Below are 26,257 nucleotides of genomic sequence, written 5' to 3' on the forward strand. Positions count from 1 at the left end.
GTCAACACCAAGCACCGAGGTACTGTCGACGGTATTTGTTGTCGGCAATTGCCGTGACATAATAATTTGGAACGCGGATATTTCATCCAAACGTGGCGCCTATGACCAGCGCGCGAAGAGGGAGACATGGCTTCGACGGAACCGGATAATGTGGTCGCATTTGGTCCCTTTCTTCTTCATAGCGAGCATCGCAGGTTGTTTTGCGGCGCGGAAGAGGTTCGGCTTGGCGGTCGCGCAATGGAGATGCTCGTGATATTGGCCCAGAAGAAGGGCGACGTAGTCCACAAGGAGGAGCTATACAACGCGGCGTGGCCCGGCATTTTCGTTCACGAAGCCAATCTGAAAGTGACGATAGCTTCGCTCAGGCGGGCACTGAGGGAATATTCTCCGGCAGAGGACTATATCAGGACGTTTGTGGGCCGCGGCTACTGGCTAAGCGATCAGGTGACTGCCGGGGATATGCCAAGCATTGCGGATCTGCCCGTTGTTGCAAATACACAGTTCCCCGAATTGGGGACAGTTGTCGGGCGGGATGACGACATCGCAGAGTTGCGAAGGAAAATTGCCACCAATCGCCTGACAACGATCGCTGGACCCGGCGGCATCGGAAAGACCACCGTTGCAGTTGCTACCGGGCAACTGCTCGAAGACGAGGAGGGAGGCCGTGTCACATTCATCGATCTCTCTAGGGCGGCCGGCGAGGAATTTGTCATCCCTTCTATCGCCGCGGCCCTCGGCATCAGTTCAGCTAACCAGGACCGCCTTGAGGCGATCTCGTCAATCCTCGCTCGAAGGAAGACGCTGCTTCTGCTGGACACGTGCGAGCATGTGCTCAACGCGGTCGCGCATCTATGCGATGTCATCCTCGCGAACACCAGGGACATCAGGATCCTGGCAACGAGCCGCCAGGTTCTTCGCGCGAAACGAGAAGAGGTTTTCTGGCTTGCTCCTTTGCAGGTTCCACCATCCGGCCAAACCCATACTGCGCAACAAGTCCTTCGTTACACCGCGCCCCAACTTCTCATCGAACGAGCGTCCGAGAAGGGCGAATACACCATGGGCGATGGAGACGCGTCTGCGGTCGCCGAGATATGCAGGCGCCTCGATGGATCACCCCTCGCCATCGAGCTTGTTTCGTCCCGGCTGATAAGCCGACATGCTTGGGATGTCCTCGAAGAGCTTGGCGATCGATTTGCAACACTGGTTGGACATGGCCATGAAGGACCGCTTCGCCAACAGACGATGCTTGCTACGTTGGAGTGGAGCTACGCGCTCCTTACGACGAGCGAGGCAGCGGTCTTGCGTGCAATCTCAATGTTCATGGGCACGTTCGATATGGACGCAGTTGTCAGCGTTGTTGCCCACCATGGTTTGGATACGGCGGTCGTTTTTGATGCCGTCGCCGGGCTGCGTGCCAAGTCGATGCTGAGCGTCGAGCATGTAGCGGGGGGGATGCGATACCGCCTTCTTGATAGTACTCGAGCGTTCGCTGGCGGTCTTCTGGAAGCATCCGGGGAACTGGCCGCTGTGTCCGCGGCCTATGCCGGCCTTGTGTTCGACATCCTCACTCGTGCGAACGCGGACCAAGCAAGACTTTCAGCGCGGCAATGGCACACCGCCTATGCGAGTCTAGCGGATGATTTGCGGAAGGCCGTCAACTGGACGCTCTATCTGCACTGGGATGTATTGGTCGGTATGCGACTGGTGGCATCCGGTCTGCCGCTGTGGCACGAGTTGTCGTTGAGCGAAGAGGCACGCAAAAACTGCGAGCAGGCGCTCGCCGAATTCGATCGCATCGACTGCACTGATCGAGCCCTGAAGCTCAATTTGATCGTAGGGCTCGCGGCAGTGAGCAGCTACATCTCCGCCGATGCGGAGAAAGCCATCGAGACCTTTGAAACAGCAATTCGTCTTTCGCGTGAGATCGGTGATACCAATGCCGAATGCCGAGCTTTGGGCGCTCTGGCGCGATATCGGCTTCTGCCTGGCAATCAGACCGAGGTCCGGAAGATTCTAAAGGATTTGAAGCGTGTCGCAACGCGCTCGAACAATCGCCCGGCTCAGTGGGAGCACGAGTTTCTTCGCAATGAATTAGACATCATTCACTGCCAGTATCCACCTGCAATAGCCAGGATGGAGAAGCTGCGTCAGGAGTTACGAAGCGTTTCCGAAGGTTCCGTTTCGCGGTTCGATCTGGATCCTCGGATCAGATCGGAAACGGCAATAAGCGCACTCATGTGGCTTTGCTCTCGCAGACCCGGAACAGGCTTGAGGGGCGCCCAAGTTACCGCGCCAGAGGCGTTGGAGGCTCACCATGGATGGACACTCATCTATTCTTATACGCACGGAATACTTTTCGTTCTGAGCGAATGCCAGGAATGGGCTCTGGCCAAGTACTGCGCCGAGCAATTGGAGGACACGATCTATCGCCACGGCATGCCAGCATGGCTTCCGCTGGCAAAGTGCTACGCCGAAGGAATAGACGTGCTGTCCGGCGCCCGCCGGGATCCGGAGGGCCTGATGTCGGCATTTGACGGCCTTCGTAATGGGCTGCCGCAGCTCGGTCGTCACGTCTACTATGCATTTCTGATACGGGCTCTTTATGCAATTGGACGCGTGGACGAGGGCGTACGAATTCTCGACTATCTGTTCGAGATTGGACCGCAGCGTTCGATGGTGCCCGAGTTGCTGCGTCTCAGGGCTGTCAAGGAACGATCTGTCGGGCGCGACGGAGAAGCAATGTCCACCTTGCATCACTCGCTGCAGGCCGCGGAAGAGAACGGCGCCTGGGCGTGGCGGCTCCGTTGTGCAACGGATCTTGCCGCCTTGCTGCGCGACAAGTCGCGGATCGACGAGGCCAAGAGCGTGCTTGTGCCTGTCTATGGCCAGTTCATAGATGGATTTGAGACTCCCGACTTGCAAAAAGCTCGCAACCTCCTGACGGAACTGCAGAATTTTGAACGTGTTTGAGCCCATTCCGAACGGGCCACTACTTCTCACATCATGCCGGTCGGCCTGCGGTGTTGGACATCGGCGGGTTGTTCGCCAACCAGCCATGGATTGAGTGGACGACGACTGATCCCTCGCCGACACTCGATGCGACACGCTTTACAGATTGGGCACGAACGTCCCCGACCGCGAATACTCCCGGGACGCTGGTCGCATAGGGCGAACTGGTCGGAGCATTATTGCGGTCGTGGCCGGTGAGGATGAATCCCCGATCATCGAGTTCAACGCAACCGTCGAGCCAGTCCGTGTTCGGAACAGCCCCGATCATCAGAAAGAGGTTCGAAATCGTATACCCGAACACTTCCTTCCCGCGTTGCCATCGGACGGATGAAAGGTAGCTTTCGCCAGAAAGGGAGGTGATTTCGCTGCGAGTATGCAGGGTAATCCGCGAGGACTGACTGATGCGGCCGACAAGATAGTCCGACATGGTAGCCGAAAGTCCGTCACCTCGGACTAGCAGATGTACGTGACGGGCTCGTGAGGACAGGAAAATCGCCGCTTGCCCAGCTGAGTTGCCGCCCCCCACTATCGCCACTTCGGTGCCTTCGCAAAGCTGCGCCTCGATCGACGTTGCCGCGTAGTGGATTCCTTTCCCTTCGAAGCGCGGAGCCTCGGGTATCTCCAATTTTCGGTACCGCGCGCCAGTCGCAACCACGACCGATCGCCCGAGCACCACGCCTCCGCCTTCCAAGTGCATCTGGAATGGATAGCAAGTGCACACGAGACGCAACGCTGCATCGGCGACAGCGAAGCGCGCGCCGAATCTTTGAGCCTGTATTTGAGCTCGCCGGGCAAGATCCTGTCCGGAGATGCCCATAGGAAATCCCAGGTAGTTCTCGATCCGCGAACTCGTGCTTGCCTGGCCGCCCGGTCCAACTGCTTCTATGACCAGCGTATCCAGGCCCTCGGATGCCGCGTAGACCGCGGCGGCGAGACCGGAAGGCCCCGCACCAACGACGACCACATCGTATACATGCGAAGGATCAAGCCGCTCCGTTATGCCGAGAGCCTCGGCGAGGTCATGGTTAGTCGGTCGGGTGAGAACACTGACGCCGTTGAGAACAACGATCGGCAGGCTGTCGGCGTCGGCATGGAAGGACTCCATGGCGGCTCGTGCGTCATCGTCGACGTCGGTGTCGAGGCAGCGATAGGGATAGCCGTTCCTCTCGAGAAAGGTTTGGATGCGGACCGTATCTCCGGCGCGGCAACTTCCCACGACTACAGTGCCACCTTCGGCATGTTCGAGAAGCCTGGCGCGCCTGAGAATGAATGAGCGCAGGATGATCTCTCCGATATCCGGCTCGGCGCTGACCAATTTCAACAACGAGGAGCGGGAAAGTCGGATGACGGACGTGGTAACTGTGGCTCTCCCACAAACCAGGACTGCCCGACCACTCAGATGATGGAGTTCTCCGGTGAACTGATTTTCACGGTGCGTAGCAATAAGCGCATGCCCGCCTTGCCCGTCGCTTTCGAACACGTCGACTGCCCCGTTCAGAATGACGAAGAAGTCTACCTCTCGATCGCCGACCTCGTACAGATACGTACCGCCTTCGAAACGAGCCTTCTGTCCGAACCGGCCAATGCGTGCCACCATATCGGAGGTAAGTCGGGGAAACGCCTCGCCAGGGATTTCACCCAGTTCAACGGAAATCGGGCTGCTGAGAGTCCTGAAGTCGCCTCTGTCGGCCATTGGAATAACCTCGATGCCGTCTCACGCTGCGGGTACGTGGTTGGGAAAGCCTAGCCGTGCTCACTTGGCGTCGCCTGTTAAACAGCGGTTATCATCGCGAATTTCCGGGAAAGATGGAACGTCTCCGGTGGTGCACGGTGGCGGCTTGAAGAAATGGCATGATGATGAGGAGCCCTACTGGGGCGATTGGGTGCAATAACATGCCAGATTTCGCGGACATTGACCGCATTTAGCACTCATCGCCCGGACGAGGTGCTAGCCTTTATCCCATTCAACCGAGGGCCAGCCACGTCCGGCGCTCCTGCCCTTCTCCGTGGTACGGAAGGATCGCTTGGCCGATGCGCCGCCATCGAGTTTTGAGGAGCGGATATGACCAGGCTTATCGCTACACTTACTCTGGATGACGCCAAACTGATGTTGTCAGCGGCGGAAGCAAAGGCGCTTGAATTTGACATCGCCTACAACATCGCCGTGGTCGATGCAGGAGGACACTTGATCGCCTTCGTCCGGCAGGACGACGCGCTGATCGGCAGCATCGATCTGGCCATCAAGAAGGCCGTCACGGCGCGCCTCTTCGACAAAAAGACGGACTACCTGGCAACGTTGGCTCAGCCCGGCGAGCCACTCTTCGGCATCGACCAGAGCAATGACGGTAACGTCATCATCTTCGGGGGCGGGCTTCCCGTCGCCCGAGAGGGGCGGTTGATCGGTGCAGTAGGGGCAAGCGCCGGATCGGTGGAGCAGGACATAGCAGTTGCTGAGGCCGCCGTATCCGCAATCGACTTGGAGCTCTCACACACGTGCACATTGACCTTTTAGCTAAGGAGCAAGGAACATGACGAGCAATATTGAAGGAAAAGTCGTTCTGATCACCGGCGGTGGCACGGGGCTGGGCGCGGAGACCGCCCAAATGCTGGCCTCAAAGGGGGCAAAGATTGCGATCGCGGCGCGACGGCGCGGGAAACTCGACGAAGTTGCATCCAGCATTTCCTCCTCCGGCGGCAAGGCAAAAGGCTACGAACTCGATGTGGCCAACAAGGACCAGTTCAAGTCGGTCGTGGAGGCAGTGGCATTCGATTTCGGAAAGCTTGATGTCCTGATCAACAATGCGGGGCTAATGCCTATCCGTCCGATGGTGGAAGTGAACACGGACGAATGGGACGCCATGATCGACGTCAATCTCAGGGGCACCCTATACGGAATCGCCGCGGTCCTGCCGATGTTCATCAAACAGGAATCCGGCCACATCATCAACATCAGCTCCGTCGCGGGCGTGAAGGTATTCGCGCCGGGTGGCACGGTCTATTCCGGTACCAAGTTCGCCGTCAGGGCGATCTCCGAGGGGCTGCGCCAGGAGATCGGGAGCAAGATCAGGGTCACGTCGATAGAGCCCGGCGCCGTCGAAAGCGATCTCAAGCACACGACCAGCGGCACGTCGCAGGGCGCGGTTATGGAATTCTACAAGTCGGCCATCCCCGCAAGTTCGGTTGCCAGGGCAATCACCTTCGCGATCGAGCAACCCGCTGACGTGGACATCAACGAGATCGTGCTGCGTCCGACAGCGCAGGAGTTCTGATCGAGGGTCAAATTCGCGACTACGGGAACCTCAACCCGTCGCTATCCCAAGCTGGATCGTGGCTACACGAACATGCCCAACTTCCCAAGATCGGCCGTTTCCGGCCCTGATACGAAAGGAGAATATAAGATGGCTTATCAGAGCGTAAACCCGGCAACGGGCAAAGTCCTCAAAACCTTCGAAAGCCACAGCGACGAAGAGATCGAAAAGGCACTCGCCCTGGCGCATTCCCTCTACAAGTCGCCTTGGTGCAAGGGCGACAGGGGACCTCGACTGAAGGTTCTGGGCCAGTTTGCCAAGCTGGCGAATGAGCGTCAGGAGGAGTTGGCACGAATACTGACCCTGGAAATGGGAAAACGGATCAATGAAGCGCGCACCGAGGTGCGGATCACCGCGGACATCGCCAAGTATTACGCCGAGAACGCCGAGACCCTTCTCGCTCGTGAGAAGGTGCTGACACCGAAGGGCGACGCTTGGTTGGAGTATCATCCGATCGGTGTCGTCGTCGCCGTCGAGCCCTGGAATTTTCCCTTCTACCAATTGATACGCGTGGCCGGCCCGAATCTGGCGATCGGCAATCCCGTACTCGCGAAACACGCGAGCATGGTTCCGCAGGCCGCTGTCGCGTTCGAAGAACTGCTTACCGAGGCGGGCGCGCCGGAAGGCGCATGGACCAATATCTTCGCCACGGGCGATCAGATTTCGAAACTCATAGCCGACGATCGGGTTCAAGGCGTGGCTCTCACCGGTTCCGAGGGCGCTGGCAGCATCGTGGCGGCCAATGCAGGCAAGAACCTCAAGAAGTCCGTTATGGAACTCGGTGGGAGCGACGTCTTCGTCGTTCTCGACGACGCCGACGTGGACAAGGCCGTCGCCGCCGGAGTCGAGGCCAGGCTCCGCGGTTGCGGTCAGGTCTGTAATGGTGCGAAACGCTTTCTCATCCACGAGAAGGTCGCCGACGAATTCGTCAACAAGCTCGCGGAGAAGTTCATGAGCACCAAGATCGGCGACCCAATGGATGAGACCGTCGGTCTCGGGCCGATGTCTTCGATAGGCGCACGCGACGATATTGCCGGGCAGGTCGAGCGCGCCGTCAAGGCGGGGGCCCGGGTCCTGGTCGGCGGGGCCGTAGTGGAGGGGCCAGGTGCGTATTACAAGCCAACGATCCTTACCCATGTGACAAGGGACAATCCGGCGTATTTCGAGGAGTTCTTCGGTCCCGTCGCTCAGGTGCACGTGATCAAGAGCGATGACGAGGTGGTCGGGATCGCGAACGACTCGAACTTCGGGCTTTCCGGGGCGATCTTCACGGCGGATGTGGAGCGCGCCAAATCCCTTGCTTCCCAGGTCGAGACTGGGTCCGTCTGGATCAATACGTCCTCCTTTACCGGACCGGAACTTCCATTTGGCGGGGTCAAGAAATCCGGTTATGGTCGCGAACTCGCGGGCGCGGGCATCAAGGAACTGGTGAACCAGAAGATGGTGCTCGTTGCTCACTGATCGGCATCTGCGGCTTGGCGTATCACGTAGAGGTACCGAAAACACGATGGGCCGCAGCCGAGCGGCCCATTTGGTCTACGGAGCTCAGGTTGACCAGAGTACGGGGAAAACGCTGTCGCCGCTTTCGACCGTGCCGCCTGTTCCAGCCGTCGAATTAGCATCAATTAACAAGCCTGTCGCGCGGGGATGGACTTAGATGGATGTGGCCTGCAAGTTACTCATGTCTGAGAAACACATCTCCGTCGCAGTTCTCGGAACCCCAAGAGGCATATTCTGAGCGGGCGGTCAAAACCGAAGGAGTACATCATGGCCCGCATGCGATATCGGACTATGCAGACCGCAGCGGCGGAAATCTTCTACCGTGAGACCGTGCCCAGGGTAGTGAAGGGGCAGCTGCCCATAGTGCTCTTGCATGGATTTCCTTCCTCTTCGCACCAGTACAGCGGGCTGATGCAGCGGCTGGGGACGGAATTCCACATGGTCGCTCCCGATTACCCTGGCTTCGGCCAGACCCGCGACCTGTCGCCTCCCGGCAGCTTTGTGTACAGCTTCGAAAGTATCTCACGTACCATCGAGGAATTTATCGATAAGCTCGGGCTCGAACGGTTTGTCCTCTATGTCTTCGACTTCGGCGCCCCGGTCGGGTTCAGGATCGCTGCCCGCAGACCGGACTTGATTGCGGGTATCATCGTGCAGAATGCAAACGCCTACGAGGCGGGCCTGTCGGATGCCGCAAGACATCTTGTCTCCATCCAGAAACATGACGAGGTCGGGGTCAAGGAACTCGAGGGGTTGCTGACACTCGAGGGAACCAAGTTCCAGTATTTCACCGGTGTCGCGGACCCGGAGGCCATTTCTCCTGATGGCTATACTATGGATCAGTGCTATCTAGACATGCCCGGTCGAAAGGCGCACCTGATCGATCTTTTGCTGGACTACAAGTCCAACGTCGACGCCTACCCAGGATGGCAGGAGTGGTTGCGGCGGGCATTGCCGCCTGCCCAAATCCTCTGGGGACGTAAGGATCCGTTATTCCTGGAAGCCGGTGCCCGTGCTTATCTGGTCGACCTGCCACATGCGGAGTTCCACCTCTTTGACACGGGGCATTTCGCGCTTGAGGAGTGTCTCGATACGATTGCCCCCCTCGTGGCAGGCTTTGTGAACCGTGTGTCCATGTCTGTAGCCGCGTGATCTCCAGCGCCTTGCCTTCGTTACGAACCACGATCTCCGTCCGGAGATACTGGAGAATTACGGGCAGCTCGCCAAGAGAAAGTCCTTTCCTTTCTCGCGGTCTTGGAGAGTAAGTGCGCAACGACGTGGTCGCTATGGCCTTATCCCAGATGGTGCGAGTTCTGTAGAGCGACTGGTTGAACGCTTTCCGGCTGTCAGAAGCAACAGCGCTCCAACCACCGCGGAGAGCATGGACGCCAAGAAGACCGCGATCTTCGCGGCAGCGAAATCCGTTGTCTCCGCGAACGCTTGCCCGGCGATAAAAAGGGACATCGTGAATCCTATCCCCGCGAGCGCGGCCGCGCCGAGCAATTGCTGCCAGGAATATGCTTCCGGCTTCGCTGTAATTCCCAATCGAACGGCGATCGCGCAGGCCGCCATAATTCCAAGAGGCTTGCCGACAAACAGGCCGGTGACGATTGCCAGCATTAGTGGCCCACGATCTGCCAAAACCGCAGGGGCGATCTCGACACCTGCGTTTGCGACTGCGAAGAGCGGCAGGATGAGATAGCTCGAACGTGTTCCCGCGTACCGAAGCAACCGGTCCGCTGGAGATTCCAGTCGATCATGTATGGCGTCAAGCGCTCTTAGTGCAGGAAGAGAAGGACCGTGCCTCAGAATATCACCACGCTGGGCCTCGGCCGCGATGATCGTGTCAGCCTGGACTATGAGCGCCCTAAGGTTCGCTGTTGGTCGGGTTGGGATCAGAAGTGCCAGTACGATACCGGCGAGTGACGCGTGGAGGCCGCTGGCATAGACGCATGCCCACAGTGCCACACCCAAGAGCAGGTACATAGACACTCGATACACATGGGCTCGATTGAAGAACCAAAGAAGGAATCCAAGCGCCACCGAGGCCGCGGCGTAGAGCAAGTTAAGTTCGTCTGAATAGAAAAGGGCCACGATCGCGATCGAACCGATATCGTCCACAATGGCCGCGGCAGTCAGGAATATTCTCAGCTCGACTGGAACCCGACGTCCCATCATGGCGATGATCGCAACCGCGAACGCGGTATCCGTCGCCATTGGGATGCCCCAGCCGTGCACCCAGGGCCCACTCGGTATAAGCACCCAGTATATCACCGCTGGAATGAGCATGCCGCCGATCGCCGCGACAATCGGCAAGACTGCCGTGGCAGTGGTCGCCAGGCGTCCGACGGTCATCTCGCGCTTGATCTCGAGCCCGACTACGAGGAAGAAAACCGTCAGAAGGCCATCGTTGATCCAGTGACGCAGCGACATCCCGAACGATTCGGTTCCGATGACAAATCCCACATTCTCATGCATCAGCCTTTCGAATGCGTCGCCCGCGGGCGAGTTGCTGAGGAGGATTGCCACTATCGTGGCGAGCAACAACAGGACTCCTGCCGACGGCCCCCAGGCCGCAAAGTCCAAAGCGGCAGCATGCATGCGGTGACCGAGACGCCCAAGCATCGCGTCCGTCAACGAGCTTTCATCCCAGGGGCCGTCGTAGCGGCGGTCGTTGATGAAGAAGGTTGGTGTGAAGCGAACTCCGCTGGCTTGAGCGCTTCGGATATCGGCATCGATTCTTTTCTTCGCCCTGTCCGTCAAAACATCGGCCTGCTGTGGATCCTTGTCCTTCAGTCCAATTTCGCTCGTGACAACGATGATGTCTTCCTCAGTCAGTTGAGCAGACCGGGTCATCAGCCTCATATGGACTTTCCAGAATTCCTCGTTGCTATGGGTGCTCTCGGCCAGTTCTGCAGCTCTGCGCGCAATCTCGCTGCCCGGTATCGGCAGGTGGCGGAAGACGTAGCGAAGGCGATCGCCAAATTGTCCGCGAACGCGGGCAATCTCTTCATTTGCGGCCCTGCAATGGGGGCAGACATAACTGCCATACTCGACAAGGGTAACTTCGGCAGTGGGATTGCCGAGAATATGATCCGATCGCCCGTCGACGGGGCGATCAAGCTTGCCCGCTGGCTCCAAGTGGGTCATGACCTGGTCCACCTCATCTCAAGTTTGCCCCTAATCGTCCTCAATCTCGTTCGATCGGCTGCCAATCGCGTTTTGTCGCTACAGCGCACTTTAGTGCTGCCTGGCATTGGGTGTTGTTAAATGAGGTTAAGTTGAGGAAAAGTGTGCTGCCGTCATCTTAGGCGGCCCCGGGATGGAAACATCGAGCTGCTGGCTCAATGCGCGCCCAAACGCAGACGCTGGAACTTCAACCCAGTTATGTCCGCTTTGGCTGCCCTCGAGCCTGAGCGCGGACAGACCGCTGACGGCCCCATAGCGGTCACTCAACCGACCCGGTGCAGATATCGTCTCTGGACGCGCATTGCCGCCATCGGCTTTCACTCGATCACAGGCCTCGACGATCCTTTCCGATGATGTCAGGTTAACTTGACATGAAGGGCGAGAGGCTGCCGTACACATACCTTGCTGAGTCAACTTTCCTATTGCGATCGCTCAAATCGAGATCGCTCGCAACGTGAATGGGGCAATAGCGCTGACGGTCAAAGGATACCTTGGAGCGTGCCGAGATAGTCTGTAGGTTCGGATTGGACGCCCTGTTTCGTCCGCGATGATGGAGTGCTACTGCGACGACTGTTCGGAAAGGCGGTGCCGAGCTGTGCAATCGCAACGAGGGAATTGAAAGCAAGATGAAGGGGGAAGGCGCTGACAGGTTCAAGATTGCCGTTCTGATTATTAATCTGTCCTGCCTCTCGGTGGGGATCGGGCTGAGGGTCACCGGCAGGATTGATCTCGCAGAAAGGGTCTGGGTTGCGGGTGTCATTTTTGTCCTCGCTGCCCTCCTCGTCGAGATTGCCCGAAGCCTGCGGAGGGGCGAGGTGGGCCTCGACATTGTGGCAGCACTATCGATGTCGGCGGCGCTCGTCTTTGGCGAGACACTCGCGGCGGCCGTCGTTGCGCTGATGTATTCCAGCGGTACCTTCCTGGAAAGCTATGCTGAGGGCCGCGCCCGGCGTGAAATGCAAGACCTTCTTTCGCGTGTCCCGCGTACTGCGACCCGGTACCGCAACGGCGGCACTCTGGAGGAAGTCCCGCTCGAGGAAATAGCAGTTCATGATCTGCTATTCATTCGGCAGGGCGATGTCGCGCCCGTGGATGGAACGGTCGAGAGTGCGGGCGCGGTGCTGGATCAGTCCGCCCTAACAGGTGAACCCATGCCTGTGAGGCTGAAACGAGGCCAGGAGGTGATGAGTGGTTCAACCAATGCGGGCGAAGCCTTCGACCTGCGTGCCAGTCGCCGTGCTGCGGAAAGCACCTACGCTGGGATTGTCCGTCTGGTGGAGGAGGCACAGCGGTCAAAGGCACCGATGTCGCGATTGGCGGACCGCTACTCGGTCCTGTTCCTCGTGGTCACCGTTGCACTTGCGACGACGGCGTGGTGGCTGACAGACGACCCGATCCGGGCGGTGGCCGTGCTGGTCGTGGCCACACCGTGTCCGCTCATCCTGGCGGTGCCGGTCGCACTCGTTGCCGGGCTGTCGCGCGCGGCGCATTTCGGTGTGCTGATCAAAGGCGCGAAATCCCTTGAGGCGCTCGCACGGGCCGAGACGCTGATCCTCGACAAGACCGGCACACTAACGGACGGACGCCCACAGATTGTGACGATCGATACCTATGCAGACTTGTCCTCAGGCGAGGTGCTTCAGCTCGCTGCGGCAGCCGATCAGGCGTCAACACACCCTATGGCTCAAACCATAGTTACCGCTGCACGCGGGCGAGGCATGGTCCTGCCCGTACCGACCGACATTGAAGAAGTTCCAGGGGACGGTGTTTCAACGCGGGTGAATGGCCATTCGGTCGTCGTCGGCGGGACAAGTTTCGTGATGCGCCGGATTGGAGCATCCAAGGATTCCTATCGAGTTCCGGAACCGGGTTCGGTGCTCGTCGCCGTTGCTGTGGACGGCCGCCTCGCGGGACATCTGGTCTTGGCCGACGCATTGCGTTCCGGGACAGCCGATTTCCTTGCCAGAATTCGCCGCCAGGGCATCGGCCGCATTCTGCTTGCCACGGGCGATCGTTATGCCGTTGCTCGGGCGGTGACCGATGGACTTGGTCTCGATGCGATCCGAGCCGAGCTGACGCCAGACCAGAAGGTGCTTCTGGTGCTTACAGAACGCAAGAACGGACTGGTGATGATGGTGGGAGATGGCGTAAACGACGCTCCAGCACTGGCTGCCGCCGATATTGGCGTAGCGATGGGAGCCCGGGGCGCGGCCGCTTCTGCCGAGGCGGCAGATGTTGTTCTCCTGGTAGATGATCTGGGCCGGCTCGTCTCGGGGATGGAGGTTGCGAGCCGATCTCGTCGGATCGCACTTGAAAGCGTCATTGCGGGAATAGGCCTTTCAATGGCCGGTATGATTGCGGCAGCCTTCGGCTACCTTGCGCCAGTAGAAGGCGCACTTCTGCAGGAGGCGATCGATGTTGCAGTCATCCTCAATGCACTACGTGCGCTGCGGATATCACCACCCACAATTCCCTAAGCCGTCATGCGCTTACCGAATTCGGTTCTCCGGCCGAAATTTACGGTGCTTCTCGATGAGCGGGCTCTCCCATCTGAAATCCATATGGTGCACCGCATCGGCTGGCTGCGGACCACAGTTCTTGGTAAAAATAACGGGATCGGCGTGGCCGCGGCTGGGTCCGGGGCGCAGTGGTGGCCCGTCTCGCCGGATAGGTGGCTGGTGCGATGTATGGCAGCGAGAGAGTATGTTTGGGTGAGTTCCCAAGCTGACGCCGAGGAGACCGACATAGCTCGCGAACCCGTTTCAGGCAAAGCACGAGCCGGAACTAGATGAGCCTGCGCTGTGCGTGGCCATCCGACTCTCCGCGCGAAATACGCCTGACCTACTCGGAATCTCCGAGACGGTCGGGGCCATTCCATTTCTGGTCGCCAGGGTCTCGGCCGGTAACCGGGGTCCGAATGCATGAGCGAAACGCAACTACACCCGGCGCCCCGCTCCTACGACCTGCTTCTCAATTAATTGACAGCCATTGATCCAGCGCAAGTTCGCAGCATGGTTTTCCGCCTAAAGTTGACTATGGCGGCGTTGCCGCCTCAATACCGCGAGATATGGGCTATCACCGCCAGTGACCGGATCTCGGGAATCCTTGCCGTGATGCAGCTAGGACGCTGGATGCGCAGGATCACTATTCCTAACTAGTCGCCGATAACGAAAGCCTTTCAGCAGTTCTACGAGAATTTTTCTAATTGTTACACTGATCTGCCGCTAAGTGTGACACCGCATCTAAAGTCTATGGAATAAAATGTAATGAAAACAGTACTTTCGAATCAAATGAAGCCCCCGGCAGGATCCCTCCATCCGCACCACATTTCTATAGAAATTAGTGTTTTTTCAATAGTTTGGAAGGCGGGCGTTTTCGCGATCCACCTTACATCCACCCTGCAGCATTCGTTGTCAAAAGTGGTGAACGCACCTTCGCAGATTTCTTTGAAACCAGAGACTGCTGCTGGGGTACGCCTGCCGTTGGACACGCATCGAGGACGTAGCGGTTGTTATCGTGGCCAACGCACGACAGTATATGTTCCAGATGATTTGCCCTCGCGGACATGCGAAACATTGGCGTCAAGATTTGCCGCCATGGCCCGAACGAGTCGTGATCCAAGGCCTGTACCCTTTGGTCCGTCTGCCAGGTCGTAGCCCACGCCATCGTCCTCGACCGCGAGTACGGCCTCGTCAACACTTAGCGGTGCCAGGTCGATTTTGACAATTCCTCTCCCGGAGGGATAGGCATACTTCAATGCATTTGTGACAAGCTCGGTCAATATCACGCCGAGGGCCACAGCCTTGTCAGCCGTCGTAACCAGCGGAGCGATCGCGATCTGCATCGAAACCTGAGAGAAGGCACTGTTGGAGTTCTTCAACTCCGCGATCAACGAACCCAGATAGGTCTCAAGTTCGACCTGCTCCACATTCTCTGATGTATAGAGGCTTCGATGCACCCCGGCGATTGCCATGATCCGGCTTTGCGTTTCTCTGAGCGCAGTTTTGGTCTCCTCGCTGTCGGAGATTTGCATCTGCATTTGAATCATGGCCGATACCATGGAAAGGCTGTTGGCAATTCGGTGATTCATTTCTGCCAGCAGCAATTCAGCGCGCTCCTTGGCCAAGAGCACTTGACGGTCGGCTTCCGCTTTTTCCTCACGCAGCTTCGCAGTTTCCAGCGCCTGATTGAGTGCACTGACGAGTAGCGGAAAAAAGTCGTCCGTCGCCGACTTCATTACATAGTCGGAAGCACCACCCTTCAGAGCCTTGATGGCAATTTCGGCGTCGCTTGACCCGGTAACATAGAGTATCGGTATGTTGCCCGCCTTACCATGGATGGCTTTCAAAAAGTCGTGCCCGGTCTGGCCCTGGAAGTAATGGTCAAGTACGACGGCATTGAAATCCCCACTCGCAAAGAGTTCAAGCCCTGCGGCGATCGATGCAGCATGAACCACCTGGATCTGGCTGCGCGCCAGGACTCGCACCACCAGGCGCGCCAGTACCGGATCGTCATCGACGTAAAGGATGCGAACGGGCAGGGTGGTATTCATGGAAGTTGGATGACGGAGAAGAAGAGGCCCAGGTTGCGAATGGCGGTCGCAAAACCATCGTAGTCAACAGGCTTGGTAATATAGACGTTGGCGCCAAGGTCGTAGCACTTCTGAATTTCTCGCTCATCATCGGTGGTAGTCAAAACAATGACAGGCAAGCGTCGGGTGAGCTCATTGGCTTTGATCTGCTCCAGAATGTGTATCCCAGACATATCCGGCAGATTGAGGTCAAGGAGGACGAGCATGCAGCGATCGTTGCTCCCTGTCCCAGATCGATCGGGTCCGAGGATGTAATCAAGGGCCGTGTTGCCGTATGTGAAAGGCACGATTTCGTTGTTAACGCCGGCCCGTCGGATGTTTTTCTCGATAAGACGAGCGTGTCCCTCGTCGTCTTCTATCATCACGATCGTGACTTCGCGGCCATTGGCTCTCACAGGTCCGTCCTCCATGTCACGTTATTACCAAGATTAGTGGGCAGCGTCACACTGAACGTACTGCCATGTCCAAGCTCGGACTTTACAGTAATATCTCCACCCAAATTTCGTATTAACGACCGTGTATAGGCGAGACCAATGCCTTCGCCCGGTTGATCCTGATCGCCAGCCCTCCGGAACAGCTCGAATACCCTTTCCCGGTCATGGTCGGCAATTCCCCGGCCATTGTCTATGACGTCAATTCGTGCCCGCCCCGGACCGTCCGTGTGTGCCTCCACCTTGATGCGCAGTGGTCGCCCTGGCGCTCGGTACTTCACCGCATTGTCAAAAAGATTGCCAATGATCTGGTCAAGTGAAAAACGGTCGGTAGTAACAACTGGATAATGGCCTTTTATGTCGATACTCCCATCGAATTCTGCCAATTGGTGGTGAATGTTTGCCGCAGCGGTTTCTAAAACGTGCTTCAATTCAATATCTTCCGGCTGGAGCTTGCGTCGGCCATCACGCGAGATTTTTAGTATCGCGTTGATGAGCGCATCCATTTTTTTGGTTGAAGCGCGAATGAATGTTAAAGCTTCAGGCAAATCTTCTTCGACAGCGGCCCGGGCGGACAATATCTGTTCTTGCGACAAGGTCTTGGCGTCAGCCAAAACATAGGTCGAGATCATCTTGGCTGCTGAGTCAAGTTCACTCAGAAACCCCATGATATTGACAAGTGGTGCACGCAGGTCGTGGGTCACGATATAGGCAAAACGCTGTATTTCCTGGTTCGCCCGCATCAAATCCTCGGTGCGTTCGTCCACGCGTGCTTCGAGTCCCAAGTTCATTTTCAGGACCAGTTCCCTTGCTCGCGCAAGGTCACGAATGTATCGGAATATGATCCACGCCGCGCATCCGAGGGCGACGAAAATGGCAATAGCACCTGCTGAAGTAGTCCATTGGAGCTTGCTCGCTGCCGACAATTGGTCGGCCACAAGGCCAATAAGTCGCTTATCCGTCTGGTCAAGGAAATCCGCGAGGATGGACCGGATTTGGTCCATATTGTATCGGCCAACGTCCGTCCCCACCTGCGTAATTGCTTCTCTCAACCTGTCTGCCTTGGCAAGCTCGACAGTGTGCGTGAGCTCGAGCATCTTGGCGTCCATTGCCTCGTTCAAAGCGCCGAGTTTGGACGAATAGCTTGGGCGAGAAGCAGCGTTGGCTGTCAGATTGTTACGACGCTCGGGAAGGGCCTCGACAGCCTTGGTGAACGGCTCCAGATAAGCGGGATCATTTGTCAGCAGAAAACCACGTTGACCCGTCTCGGCGTCCTGCATGGTGCTGAGAACGGCAACGATCGAGCTTCGCAAACGGCGCAATTGCGCAGTCTCTTCCGAATACTCGCGGTTGGCTTGTACAAGCCAAAGCGACGACCCCACAATACCGAGCAGCAGAGCTACGGCAAAAGCGAACATCACGAGGGTTCGGCGTAGTAATGAATTTAGGGACGTCATTCATGATCCACAAATTGATCGAGCAATCATCTGTAACTATCAGGGATAGCAAAAGCCAGACTGCAGCCTCGCGTACTCAAGCGTTGGTTGCAGGTGGCACAGTACCCGACTGATAGGCTCGGCTGCTGTTGGTGAGTCGTGAGTCATCAAACTGCGGATCTTCGCGGGTAGCGCTTTAACGAATGTGGATCTACTGTTACCCGTCATCTTTCCCGGTCGCCGGAATAAATGCGACAGCATCGGTCGGACGGGTTATGCGCTCGCCTGCCATTTCGTTGGCCAGGACCGGAAACCAGAAAAACTGTCCTGTCCGCCCTGCCGTCACGTCTGGTTAACACGGCCGACGCTGTCGCAGGATAAAACGAGGTTTCGATCATACCGTTCCGTGTGAACGCTAGCCTTTCTGGTCTGGTTCACATCATCGTTCGCCAAGGATTGAGCTGGACCCTTTTGTAAGGAGTTCTGACTGCAATGGTGTGCTGCTCCCATGGTGCTGTCCTGGCTGTGCCGTCACGAATTGTCCTTACCGGTGCTGGGAGTGATGGAGAGGGATCACCGAGCCCGCCAAATCAGGCGTGTGATAACGTGGTGTCAGCTTGTCAACTGCTTCAGCCGAATTGCAGCAAGGCTTCCGAATTCGCCGTCCGGATATTTTTGAAGGTAAGCTTCGAACGGCGCTGAAATTTGGCTGTCTTTAATTGAATTCCAGAACTCCAATTCGACGGCCGAATCTTCCGGTGATACCGATTTGGTATTCAGCATTTTTGCCAACCGGGTGCGGGCGAGGGCCGTGAAGTCGCCGTCAGGGAACTGTGCCAGATACGCCTCATACTCGGCAGGATCATTGCTTTCCTGCACCGATTGCCAGAAGACGAGTTCCACATCTTTGGAATCATCGATCTGATCTCCGGTTGTCTCTGCCAGTTGAATGGTTTCCTTTGGCGGCGATATGTGGGGCGGGCCAGGGTCAGCGGATCCTTCAGGGTCAAAAATCACCCGAAAAATTCTGACGGGGCGAGCGATGTTCTTGACCGAGTGTTCGCCCAGATCCTCGAACTCGTAGCCCGTGCGGTCTCGCAAATGGTCGCGCACGCCCCGCGTAACACAGATACCACCGGGCTCGGCGAGGGCTTCGAGGCGCGAGGCGACGTTGACCCCATCACCAAAAATACCGCCATCCTTGACCATGACGTCTCCAACGTTGACGCCAATTCTCCATAGCATCCTGGCATCGGAGGAAAGGTCTTTGTTAGCCGCATTCAGAGATTGCTGGATGGAAATCGCGCAGTGCAGTGCATCGACGACGCTGGCGAATTCAGCCAGAACACTGTCGCCGGCAGTGCCGGAGATTTCTCCCCTAAGACCGGCAATGATCCCGTCAATGATCGCACGCTGTGACGATAGCGTGGCGAGCGTGCGTTCCTCATCCTCATGCATGAGACGGGAATAGCCTTCCACGTCGGCGGCGAAGATTGCGACCAGTTTGCGTTCCAGAGGCGGTGCTTCCATCGTACCCATGCGTAGACTCCTGCGACGAGTACAGCGTTCGCTGACCCGTGTCTTAAACGATTGTGAAATCGAGCAGTTCCAGCGCCGGCAATCTATTAGGTTGTCACCTTTCAGTCGCGCGGGACAAGATTTTTTCCGTCAACCGCTGCCAGATCACAGCTGTCCTCGCTTGCCCTGATCTGAAATATTTGTCGTATGCCTCGATCCGATGTCGGATTGGCAGTATTTCATTCGTCCTCAGGCCGTAATTGCGGCAATTCAGGAGGAACACGACCATGCCGAGTACCATACGATTGCATCGCGTTATGGCGACCACCCCCGAGAAGGTCTATCGGGCTTTCATCGAGGCCGACGCGCTCGCCAAGTGGCTTCCCCCCAACGGCTTTGCCTGCACGGTGCATCACTTGGAACCGGAGATCGGGGGCAAATTCAGAATGTCCTTCCGGAACTTTACGACGGGCAACAGTCACGCCTTCGGTGGTGAATTTATCGAACTCATTCCAGGCGAACGCGTACATTATGCGGATAAATTCGACGACCCCAACTTGCCCGGCGAGATGGAAGTAATCGTGACGCTTAATCAAGTGTCGGTCGGGACCGAGATCCAAATAACGCAAGCGGGTGTGCCAGACGCCATTCCAGCTGAGGCTTGTTATCTCGGCTGGCAGGAGTCGCTGAAAAACTTGGCAAGGCTTGTCGAACCGGAGATCAACGAGTAGCCATGGAATGAGCTAACGGCTTTCGCACATGGATCGCGTCGACCCACGCGATCCGTGTGATCAAAAAACCCGGCAGGAGCGGAGCGTCATTTGCGACGCTCCTGCTCGATTCAAGCCGCCATTGCGGCCGGATTTAGCGAGCCTTCCGCCAGTACCGTCAACGCCTCATCTGTTTTTGTTTCCTCCTGCAGCGTTGTGACAAGGAGTTTTTGCGCATCTTTCAAACCAAGTTCGCCGGCCCAGCGTGCCAAGGTGCCGTAGCGAGCCATCTCGTAATGCTCGACTGCTTGCGCTGCGGAGGCAAGTCCCGCATCGAGGGCCGTTTGGCCTTTGAACTCGTCGAGGATTTCTTCGCCTTCGGCAAGAAGACCTTCAATGGCTTCACAGGTCTTTCCACGGGCAGGCTTTCCCAGAATCTCAAATACTTGCTGGAGGCGTTCCACATGCACCTCGGTCTGGTCACGATGCTTTTCAAACGCAGCCTTCAGGTCGGGCGATTTCGCGCCCCGTGCCATTTTGGGAAGTGCCTTCAGAATTTGGCGTTCGGCATAGTAAATATCTTTGAGGGTGTCATGGAATAAGGTTTCCAGTGTTTTCTCGGGCATCGCTTTTCTCCTCTCGAATGGCACGTTTCGCTCGTGCCGATTGGAATCCTCAACAGCGCAGCGAATGCGGACCGCTTACACGACGCAAACTTCGTGCGTCGTGCAAGCGCAGTTGCTCCAGTTAAAGCTGACGATAATTCCGAACCCGGTCCCGCTCGCGAGCAAGTTCTTCCTCGGTCAAATCAGGATTGCCCTCGTCAAATCGTTCCCAGCCTTCTTCGCGATAAAACGCACGGCGGCTATCGACATCGACGGGCGCATTTTCATCGATAATTGCTCGCGCGACATCGACTTTGTCGTCCCCAACCCGAGCGGACACGAGGGTGCTGCCTCTTCGGACACCTTCCGCATAGACATGGGCAGTGTCTTCATCGACGCCGGCACTCGTCATCGAGCCGATAATTCCTCCGGCTGCTCCACCTGCTATTGCACCGGCCGCAGCGCCTGCTGCGGTCGCGACAAGCCAACCAGCGGCCACAACTGGACCCACGCCTGGAATGGCCAGCAGGCCCAATCCCGCTAGGAGACCGCCTGTCCCGCCTGCAACTGCCCCAATGCCTGCGCCTGCTGCTGCGCCTTCACCCGCATTGGATTCGTTGGCCTCCGTTCCACGCCGCACGATGCTGATGTCGCCGGAAGGTATTCCCGCATCCTCAAGTGCATTCACAGCTGTTCTTGCGTCGTCATAATCGTCATATAGCCCAGTGACTGTTGGCATTTCTTCCTCCGGTATTGCGTACTTTGTTTATTTGGCTGCTTCAGTGATGTTGCCCTGGAAGTCCAATTTGACTTCAAACGCCTTGCCCGATTTCATGGCAGAAGCGGTCCAGATGCCGTCCTCGCCTTTCGTCAGGCCGGTGACATCCGAATATCCCTTTTCCTCCATGCGCGCCTTGACCTGACCCTCAGTGAAACTGTTGGCGCCAGGGACAGGAGCTGCGGGATTTGTTGTATCAGGGGTGGCAACGGCGGGAGTTTGCGCGTCGGTCGCCGGCTTCGGCGTCTCTTGAGCATTTGCGATCGACATCATCGAAAGCGCTGCTAGTGCTATGATAGAACGGTTCATGTTGGTTCCTCATTTCGTGATCATGAGTTTGATCATCGGAGGAGGAAACCCCATTAGGCTCTTAATAGTTCCTGATTCGAAGGAAGCATCGGCCTAATATTTTTTATGCTGTTGTTGGAACAAAATAGCGAAAGCAGTACGCAAGGTTCCCAAAGAAACGAGGCCTGATCCGCAGCTCAGCAACGGAGCAGGCCGGTGTCGCGGCTCTTGCAAGGACCGCTCCCGAGCGAGGTAGCGGGATCAGCAAGAGGGCCAACGGTCTGCAGTTAGCGGGTTGAGCGTTTCGCCATCTACCAAGCCAGGCAGAATGCAGGGAGAGTAAATTAACCGATGTTTTTGGAGTCATCGGCACCGACCGCTTTTCATTGGAGCCAGGTAATCCACGGCTGATGATCAGCGTGCCTCGATCGATAGGTTAAGGTAGAGAGGGTTGAAGTCGGCATATTCTGCGAGGCGCTCCCAATCCAAAATATTCACTGCTTTACTGGCCCAAGTGAACAGATTTTCTTGCCGCAACATCTGCAGGCTTTTGTTCAAGTGCACAATTGAAATGCCCATAACATCTGCAAGCTCTGACTGGGTGAGGGGAAAATTGAAAGAGCCGCCACTGGTCTGGCCGACGACTTGCAGACGAACGTAGAGCTCACAAATCAGATGGGACAGATGGGTCTTCTTGGATCGCCGTCCCATCCCCACGATCCATTCCCGGTGGATGGCTCCATCAATCAGGGTTTGCAGCCACAGCAGTCGGGTCAGATGGGGAAACTTTTCGGTTATTAGATTGATATCCTTGTGGTCGAACAGAGCCACACGACAAGGTGTAAGCGCCACAATGCCGTGATCCATGATCTTCAAGGGAAAAGCGTGCAGGTCGACAAAATCCCCGGAAACTTGCAGTGACGTGATCTGCCTGCTTCCATCCTCAAGCACCTTGTAGCGGGCAGCAAAACCTTCCAGCAGTAGTGTGCTGTACGAAGGGCGGCTCCCTTCAGTTACAAGATCCTCGTCAACCGAAAAATGCTTCTGTTGGGTTATGAGAGACCGAAGCACTGACTTTTCATCTTCGGAAACAACGTCGTGACTCTCAAGTTTCAACAAAAGAGATTCAATCAACGAAACATCCTCCGAGCGACGCAAGTGAAATTTAATCGCATAGTTTCAGGAACCTAATCATTGAAATGGGCTTATGTTCCAGAAGAGGAAAGAATGCATGGGCCGATATTACTTTGATCTGGAAAATGGCGATGGGAAAACTCTCGATGAAGAAGGCGTGGAACTTGCCGACCATGCCGGAGCCATCAAAGAGGCATCGAGGATCGTAACCGATCTGGCTCGTGACGAATTGATGGAGATTGGTAAAGGAAAGATATGGCTCACGATCAGGAAATCTGATGGCAACATTCTGGCCGTGGCGAGCTTGGTCTTCGACACCAAGTATATAGATCATCAACCTGTCGGTGAAAGCTGAGCGGTACTAACTTAGACTGCATCCTTCCTCGTGCCCAAACGCGCAACGATGCCAGTACCGGCACTAATTTTTTTGGATCACGCCTTCAACGATCCGTTCCTGGAATACCGCTGCGGACGCGATCACATCGTCGTCGCGCATACCGTCATCAAACAACTTCATCACCCTGCGCGCCAGCCGGCTTTTGAAACGGTCGTTCGGCGGCCGCTCGAGCTTCGTGGAAGCTTTCAGCAGAGCGCGCTCCATGATTGCCCAATCTTCAGCTGTGTATATGAGATATGTACGTGGACGTCCCACTGCGGTTCTCCAAGTTAGGCGGGAGAAATCTTACTTCTCAAGCACCAGGGGCCGTTGACATGCCTGGCGACCGTCCCAGGTTATGCTTCCTGCGGAACCTGTCATTTAAATAAGTTAAGCAAAATGCACGGCCTGGCGGTCGAACCTACTTTGCATAAGTGTGATTTTTTTTGCCATCGACCATCAAGTCATCCATGACTGGCGCAAGGGACAATTCCCGCATTCGCCGGTTTTTTCTCCTGGCTCATTGGCCTGGGATTATGTGACCGTCATGCACCAGGGGGTAAGATCGTTTCCCTTCCGCACTGCTCACACAGGACGCAGATTCCCACTGCCTCCCAATCTTCCCCGCGGCCAAGCAATTGCCGCATGCATTTGGGGCAACACTTTTGTTCTGCGCGCACCGTGAAATCGTATTCCGGTCCCACATAGGCACAGATCATGTGGTGGACGACAACATGCCGTTCCAGCATGGTCGAGTTGCAGGCGAGGCAGCGGCCGGGAAAAGAAGGGTCATTCATCGTCGCTGCCGTGTCAGTTGAGATTGAACAGTCTCACGAGTCCCCAAGCTATGCGATCGGTGAACTCTGAATAGTACATGTGAACGTGCACGGTTGCATTCAGCGTTGGTGGCACCGCGCCGGGGTCAAACCGAATGCGACCAATTTGCCCGGCTGACGGCTCGCGCAAGATCGAACTTCGCCGCGACTCGAGTTGGTCGGAGATAGGAAGTATCTCGCTGATCGTGCCCGGTAACCGAGTGCGACCGTACACAACCAAAACCCTCTGGCCAGGGCGTGGGTCAATCAGCCTGAAGTTGGGGATGTACCAATCGACAAACGTATCTCCATCGAGAAATATCTCAGCAATGGACGAGCCAGCCACCACGGTCTCGCCTGCGTGACTTGTGCGGGGTGCAACAATGCCGCTCGCTGGCGATAAAATGCGCCCGTCATCGAATTCCCTTTTGACCGCATCAAACTGTCCGCGAATCTCCCGTCGAACTGCCTCAAGTCGTTCGAGTTGCGCTGTTGCCTCGTCGGCCTCGGCTTCTAGCGCTAGCAGGCTTTGCATCGCTATTGCGCGCTCCCGGTAAACGTCGGTTCGATAGATCAGGCCAAAATCCTCTCCGCTGTTTGCTTTCTCCAAACGTTGGAGCGTGTCACCAGCCATTTCTGAACGTGACCGGGCAGCCTCGACAGAATCCCGCGCGACACGCGCCTTGACGCGCAGTTCGACCTCGCTGCCGGTAATTTCGGCAAGTGCACGCAGAAGATCTGAGGAGGTTTGATCGACTTGGGGCGAACTTACCGTGGCGATCAGCGCACCCGTCTCGACCTTGGCGCCGGGCCGCACCTCCATACGCTTGATCTGGACCAGATATGGCGATGAGATGGCCGAGAGTTGGGCTGTTACCACGCCCGGTCCATTGAGCAAGACGAGCGGCGCGCCAAAACGGATAACGAAAAACCCGAGTATCCCGAACACAAGGGCGCCATAGATGAATCGGACGAGTCGTCCCGCGCCGGCACGGCGGCTTTCGACCGGATCGGGCACGTTGGTGTCGAGGCGTTGAATCTCACGGTTCATGGTGAATTCTCCGTCGGGTTGGCCAGCACTCTTCGGACGCGAGGAGGCACGTAGTCATCGTGACGCGAAGCTGAAAAAAGCAATTCCGAGGTGAAGGCCCAAAAGCGCACGCCTTTCATCAGAATCCCTTGATAGACTGGAAAAATTGGAGCGATCAGAACGCTAAAAAGTCTCGGCCTTTGATTGAAAAGTAAGCCGGTGAGGGCAAGATTGAACAAACTCACTATCATGAGGAGCAGGCTCACTCCGGCAAGAAACTTTAGTGTGTCCGGACCGAATATGAGGACGCAGTAAGCCAAATAGAATGGCAGGGAAAGCGTCGGAACGACATCGAAAACAATAAAATCCAGCCGTTGAAGTGTATCGGAGAGCCCCTCGGACCGAAAGGGCCAGCACTCACGATACTGGATGAGACGAACCCTGAAGGCGTCACGGTCCCACCGAAGTCGCTGCCGGGCCAAGGCGATGAATGACTCAGGGACCATAGTCGATGCCCATGCATCTGGCACGAATCCGACCCGATATCCGAACCGCCGCAATCGCAACGTAATTTCAAGATCCTCCCCCGGTCCGACATCAAGGCCACCGCGATAAGAGAAGATGTCGCGTCGATAAAGCGAGCACGCGCCCGAGCAACAGGAGATAGCACCGATCTGGGCGAGAAAGGATTTGCCGGCACTTATTGACATGAGGTATTCGAGCGCCTGCAACTCAGTCCAGATTGTCGCGCTCTCGTTCCTCACACCGATGTTGCAGCTTGCTGCGGCAAGGTGTGGATCGCTGAACGCCGCCGACATGCGTTCGAGGGCGGTGCGCGAAAATACGGTATCCGGATCAACGGTCAGGATCAGATCCCCACGAGCAAAGCGTGCAGCGAGGTTTATGCCGGGACTTCGACCGCAGCGACTGGGATTGTGGATGACAAGATCAACCAACCCCTCGGCAAGCGCTTGCTCTGCAATGGCCGGTGTTTGATCCAGGGAGCCGTCGTTGATGACGATGATTTCATAGGGCGGAACTGACTGATTGCAGAGCGAAGCGATGGTCTGGCGAAGACCACCTGCACCATTGAACGCGGGAATTGCGACACTGATGCGCAAGTCGGGCTTGGCTGCGTGTGGCCGTCTCCTGCCGATTATCAGAACGGCAAGAGAGACAAGCGAAAACGTGTAGCGGGGTAACTCAAAAATGAGGACAGAGAAAGCCAAGAGCACCCAATCGGAGTGCCACAACAGGAGAAGGATCCCGTCCACGGTTCGCGCCTGTTTCTCTTGGTCAAGATGTTGCTGACATCGGATTCACCGTAATCAGGTAACAAGCAAATGGCAGCAATCTTGGGAAGTACGTTACGGTAAATATGAATTCAAGTTCTTCACGTTACGACGGAGTAAACGCATACTGCGCATGAGCGTGGAAATAGTAATCGCAATAATTTCGATAGGCGCCGACCGAAACTCGCGATCTGTGTTTCATGGCTCATTCCTTACGGATGATCTGGCCGTCGTGCATTTCGAAAAT

At 56.6% G+C, this 26,257-nt stretch carries 22 protein-coding genes; 8 read left to right on the forward strand and 14 right to left on the reverse strand.

Translation table 11 applies throughout. The annotated features are described in order from the left end of the window. Window positions 1-126: 126 nt before the first annotated feature. Window positions 127-2,970, forward strand: a complete 2,844-nt coding sequence (locus tag K9U38_RS02690; protein ID WP_224492776.1) for an ATP-binding protein — start codon at window positions 127-129, stop codon at window positions 2,968-2,970. Window positions 2,971-3,001: 31 nt separating this feature from the next. On the opposite strand, the gene K9U38_RS02695 is transcribed toward K9U38_RS02690, so the two are convergent. Then, window positions 3,002-4,702: an FAD-dependent oxidoreductase gene (locus K9U38_RS02695; protein WP_224492777.1), complete on the reverse strand. Its 1,701-nt coding sequence runs from the start codon at window positions 4,700-4,702 to the stop codon at window positions 3,002-3,004. Between the two features lie 369 nt (window positions 4,703-5,071). Between K9U38_RS02695 and K9U38_RS02700 the strand changes: the two genes are divergently transcribed. The 4 genes from K9U38_RS02700 to K9U38_RS02715 all read left to right on the forward strand — a co-directional run bounded on the left by K9U38_RS02700 (window position 5,072) and on the right by K9U38_RS02715 (window position 8,969). Continuing rightward, entirely contained in the window at window positions 5,072-5,521 is a 450-nt protein-coding gene (locus tag K9U38_RS02700; protein ID WP_224492778.1) for a GlcG/HbpS family heme-binding protein, read from the forward strand. Between the two features lie 16 nt (window positions 5,522-5,537). Next, a complete protein-coding gene (locus tag K9U38_RS02705) occupies window positions 5,538-6,278 on the forward strand; it encodes an SDR family oxidoreductase (protein ID WP_224492779.1) in 741 nt (246 codons plus the stop codon). Window positions 6,279-6,407: 129 nt separating this feature from the next. Beyond that, window positions 6,408-7,778, forward strand: coding sequence for an NAD-dependent succinate-semialdehyde dehydrogenase (locus tag K9U38_RS02710; RefSeq protein ID WP_224492780.1), 1,371 nt, complete (start codon window positions 6,408-6,410; stop codon window positions 7,776-7,778). Between the two features lie 306 nt (window positions 7,779-8,084). After that, on the forward strand, window positions 8,085-8,969 hold the full coding sequence (locus tag K9U38_RS02715; RefSeq protein WP_224492781.1) for an alpha/beta fold hydrolase: 885 nt from the start codon (window positions 8,085-8,087) through the stop codon (window positions 8,967-8,969). A gap of 132 nt (window positions 8,970-9,101) precedes the next feature. Here the strand turns inward: K9U38_RS02715 and nhaA are convergent, their stop codons facing one another. Beyond that, window positions 9,102-10,967 (reverse strand): Na+/H+ antiporter NhaA, encoded by a 1,866-nt coding sequence (nhaA, locus tag K9U38_RS02720; protein ID WP_224492782.1) that lies wholly within the window; start codon window positions 10,965-10,967, stop codon window positions 9,102-9,104. A 665-nt stretch (window positions 10,968-11,632) separates the two neighbouring features. Here nhaA and K9U38_RS02725 point away from each other — a divergent pair. Further along, on the forward strand, window positions 11,633-13,483 hold the full coding sequence (locus K9U38_RS02725) for a heavy metal translocating P-type ATPase (protein WP_224492783.1): 1,851 nt from the start codon (window positions 11,633-11,635) through the stop codon (window positions 13,481-13,483). A 1,034-nt stretch (window positions 13,484-14,517) separates the two neighbouring features. Here K9U38_RS02725 and K9U38_RS02730 read toward each other — a convergent pair. The 4 genes from K9U38_RS02730 to K9U38_RS02745 form a co-directional block, all read right to left on the reverse strand. Next, a complete protein-coding gene (locus K9U38_RS02730; protein WP_224492784.1) occupies window positions 14,518-15,558 on the reverse strand; it encodes a histidine kinase dimerization/phosphoacceptor domain -containing protein in 1,041 nt (346 codons plus the stop codon). Then, entirely contained in the window at window positions 15,555-15,992 is a 438-nt protein-coding gene (locus tag K9U38_RS02735; RefSeq protein ID WP_370631807.1) for a response regulator, read from the reverse strand. The genes K9U38_RS02730 and K9U38_RS02735 overlap by 4 nt, the downstream gene beginning before the upstream one ends. Next, window positions 15,989-17,446 (reverse strand): sensor histidine kinase, encoded by a 1,458-nt coding sequence (locus K9U38_RS02740; RefSeq protein ID WP_224492786.1) that lies wholly within the window; start codon window positions 17,444-17,446, stop codon window positions 15,989-15,991. Before K9U38_RS02740 ends, K9U38_RS02735 begins: the two co-directional genes overlap by 4 nt. Window positions 17,447-18,076: 630 nt before the next feature. Continuing rightward, entirely contained in the window at window positions 18,077-19,003 is a 927-nt protein-coding gene (locus tag K9U38_RS02745) for an adenylate/guanylate cyclase domain-containing protein (protein ID WP_224492787.1), read from the reverse strand. A gap of 266 nt (window positions 19,004-19,269) precedes the next feature. Between K9U38_RS02745 and K9U38_RS02750 the strand changes: the two genes are divergently transcribed. Continuing rightward, window positions 19,270-19,713: an SRPBCC family protein gene (locus K9U38_RS02750; RefSeq protein ID WP_224492788.1), complete on the forward strand. Its 444-nt coding sequence runs from the start codon at window positions 19,270-19,272 to the stop codon at window positions 19,711-19,713. 110 nt (window positions 19,714-19,823) lie between these two features. On the opposite strand, the gene K9U38_RS02755 is transcribed toward K9U38_RS02750, so the two are convergent. The 4 genes from K9U38_RS02755 to K9U38_RS02770 all read right to left on the reverse strand — a co-directional run bounded on the left by K9U38_RS02755 (window position 19,824) and on the right by K9U38_RS02770 (window position 22,497). Beyond that, complete coding sequence (locus tag K9U38_RS02755) at window positions 19,824-20,318, reverse strand: YciE/YciF ferroxidase family protein (protein WP_224492789.1); 495 nt, start codon at window positions 20,316-20,318, stop codon at window positions 19,824-19,826. A 121-nt stretch (window positions 20,319-20,439) separates the two neighbouring features. Then, window positions 20,440-21,036 (reverse strand): general stress protein, encoded by a 597-nt coding sequence (locus K9U38_RS02760; RefSeq protein ID WP_224492790.1) that lies wholly within the window; start codon window positions 21,034-21,036, stop codon window positions 20,440-20,442. Between the two features lie 27 nt (window positions 21,037-21,063). Next, entirely contained in the window at window positions 21,064-21,384 is a 321-nt protein-coding gene (locus tag K9U38_RS02765) for a PepSY domain-containing protein (RefSeq protein WP_224492791.1), read from the reverse strand. A gap of 393 nt (window positions 21,385-21,777) precedes the next feature. Beyond that, window positions 21,778-22,497, reverse strand: coding sequence for a Crp/Fnr family transcriptional regulator (locus tag K9U38_RS02770; RefSeq protein ID WP_224492792.1), 720 nt, complete (start codon window positions 22,495-22,497; stop codon window positions 21,778-21,780). A gap of 73 nt (window positions 22,498-22,570) precedes the next feature. Here K9U38_RS02770 and K9U38_RS02775 point away from each other — a divergent pair, with 73 nt between their 5' ends. Beyond that, window positions 22,571-22,852: a DUF6894 family protein gene (locus tag K9U38_RS02775; RefSeq protein WP_224492793.1), complete on the forward strand. Its 282-nt coding sequence runs from the start codon at window positions 22,571-22,573 to the stop codon at window positions 22,850-22,852. Between the two features lie 63 nt (window positions 22,853-22,915). Here the strand turns inward: K9U38_RS02775 and K9U38_RS02780 are convergent, their stop codons facing one another. The 4 genes from K9U38_RS02780 to K9U38_RS02795 all read right to left on the reverse strand — a co-directional run bounded on the left by K9U38_RS02780 (window position 22,916) and on the right by K9U38_RS02795 (window position 25,992). Then, entirely contained in the window at window positions 22,916-23,098 is a 183-nt protein-coding gene (locus tag K9U38_RS02780) for a hypothetical protein (protein ID WP_224492794.1), read from the reverse strand. A gap of 320 nt (window positions 23,099-23,418) precedes the next feature. Continuing rightward, entirely contained in the window at window positions 23,419-23,670 is a 252-nt protein-coding gene (locus K9U38_RS22105) for a TackOD1 domain-containing metal-binding protein (RefSeq protein ID WP_224492795.1), read from the reverse strand. A 13-nt stretch (window positions 23,671-23,683) separates the two neighbouring features. Further along, the gene (locus K9U38_RS02790; RefSeq protein WP_224492796.1) at window positions 23,684-24,739 is read right to left on the reverse strand and encodes an HlyD family secretion protein; all 1,056 of its coding nucleotides are present in this window, start codon (window positions 24,737-24,739) and stop codon (window positions 23,684-23,686) included. Then, the gene (locus K9U38_RS02795) at window positions 24,736-25,992 is read right to left on the reverse strand and encodes a glycosyltransferase family 2 protein (RefSeq protein WP_224492797.1); all 1,257 of its coding nucleotides are present in this window, start codon (window positions 25,990-25,992) and stop codon (window positions 24,736-24,738) included. The genes K9U38_RS02790 and K9U38_RS02795 overlap by 4 nt, the downstream gene beginning before the upstream one ends. Between the last annotated feature and the right edge of the window lie 265 nt (window positions 25,993-26,257).

The sequence above is a fragment of the Phyllobacterium lublinensis genome, assembly GCF_020164435.1.
Taxonomy (GTDB): domain Bacteria; phylum Pseudomonadota; class Alphaproteobacteria; order Rhizobiales; family Rhizobiaceae; genus Phyllobacterium; species Phyllobacterium lublinensis.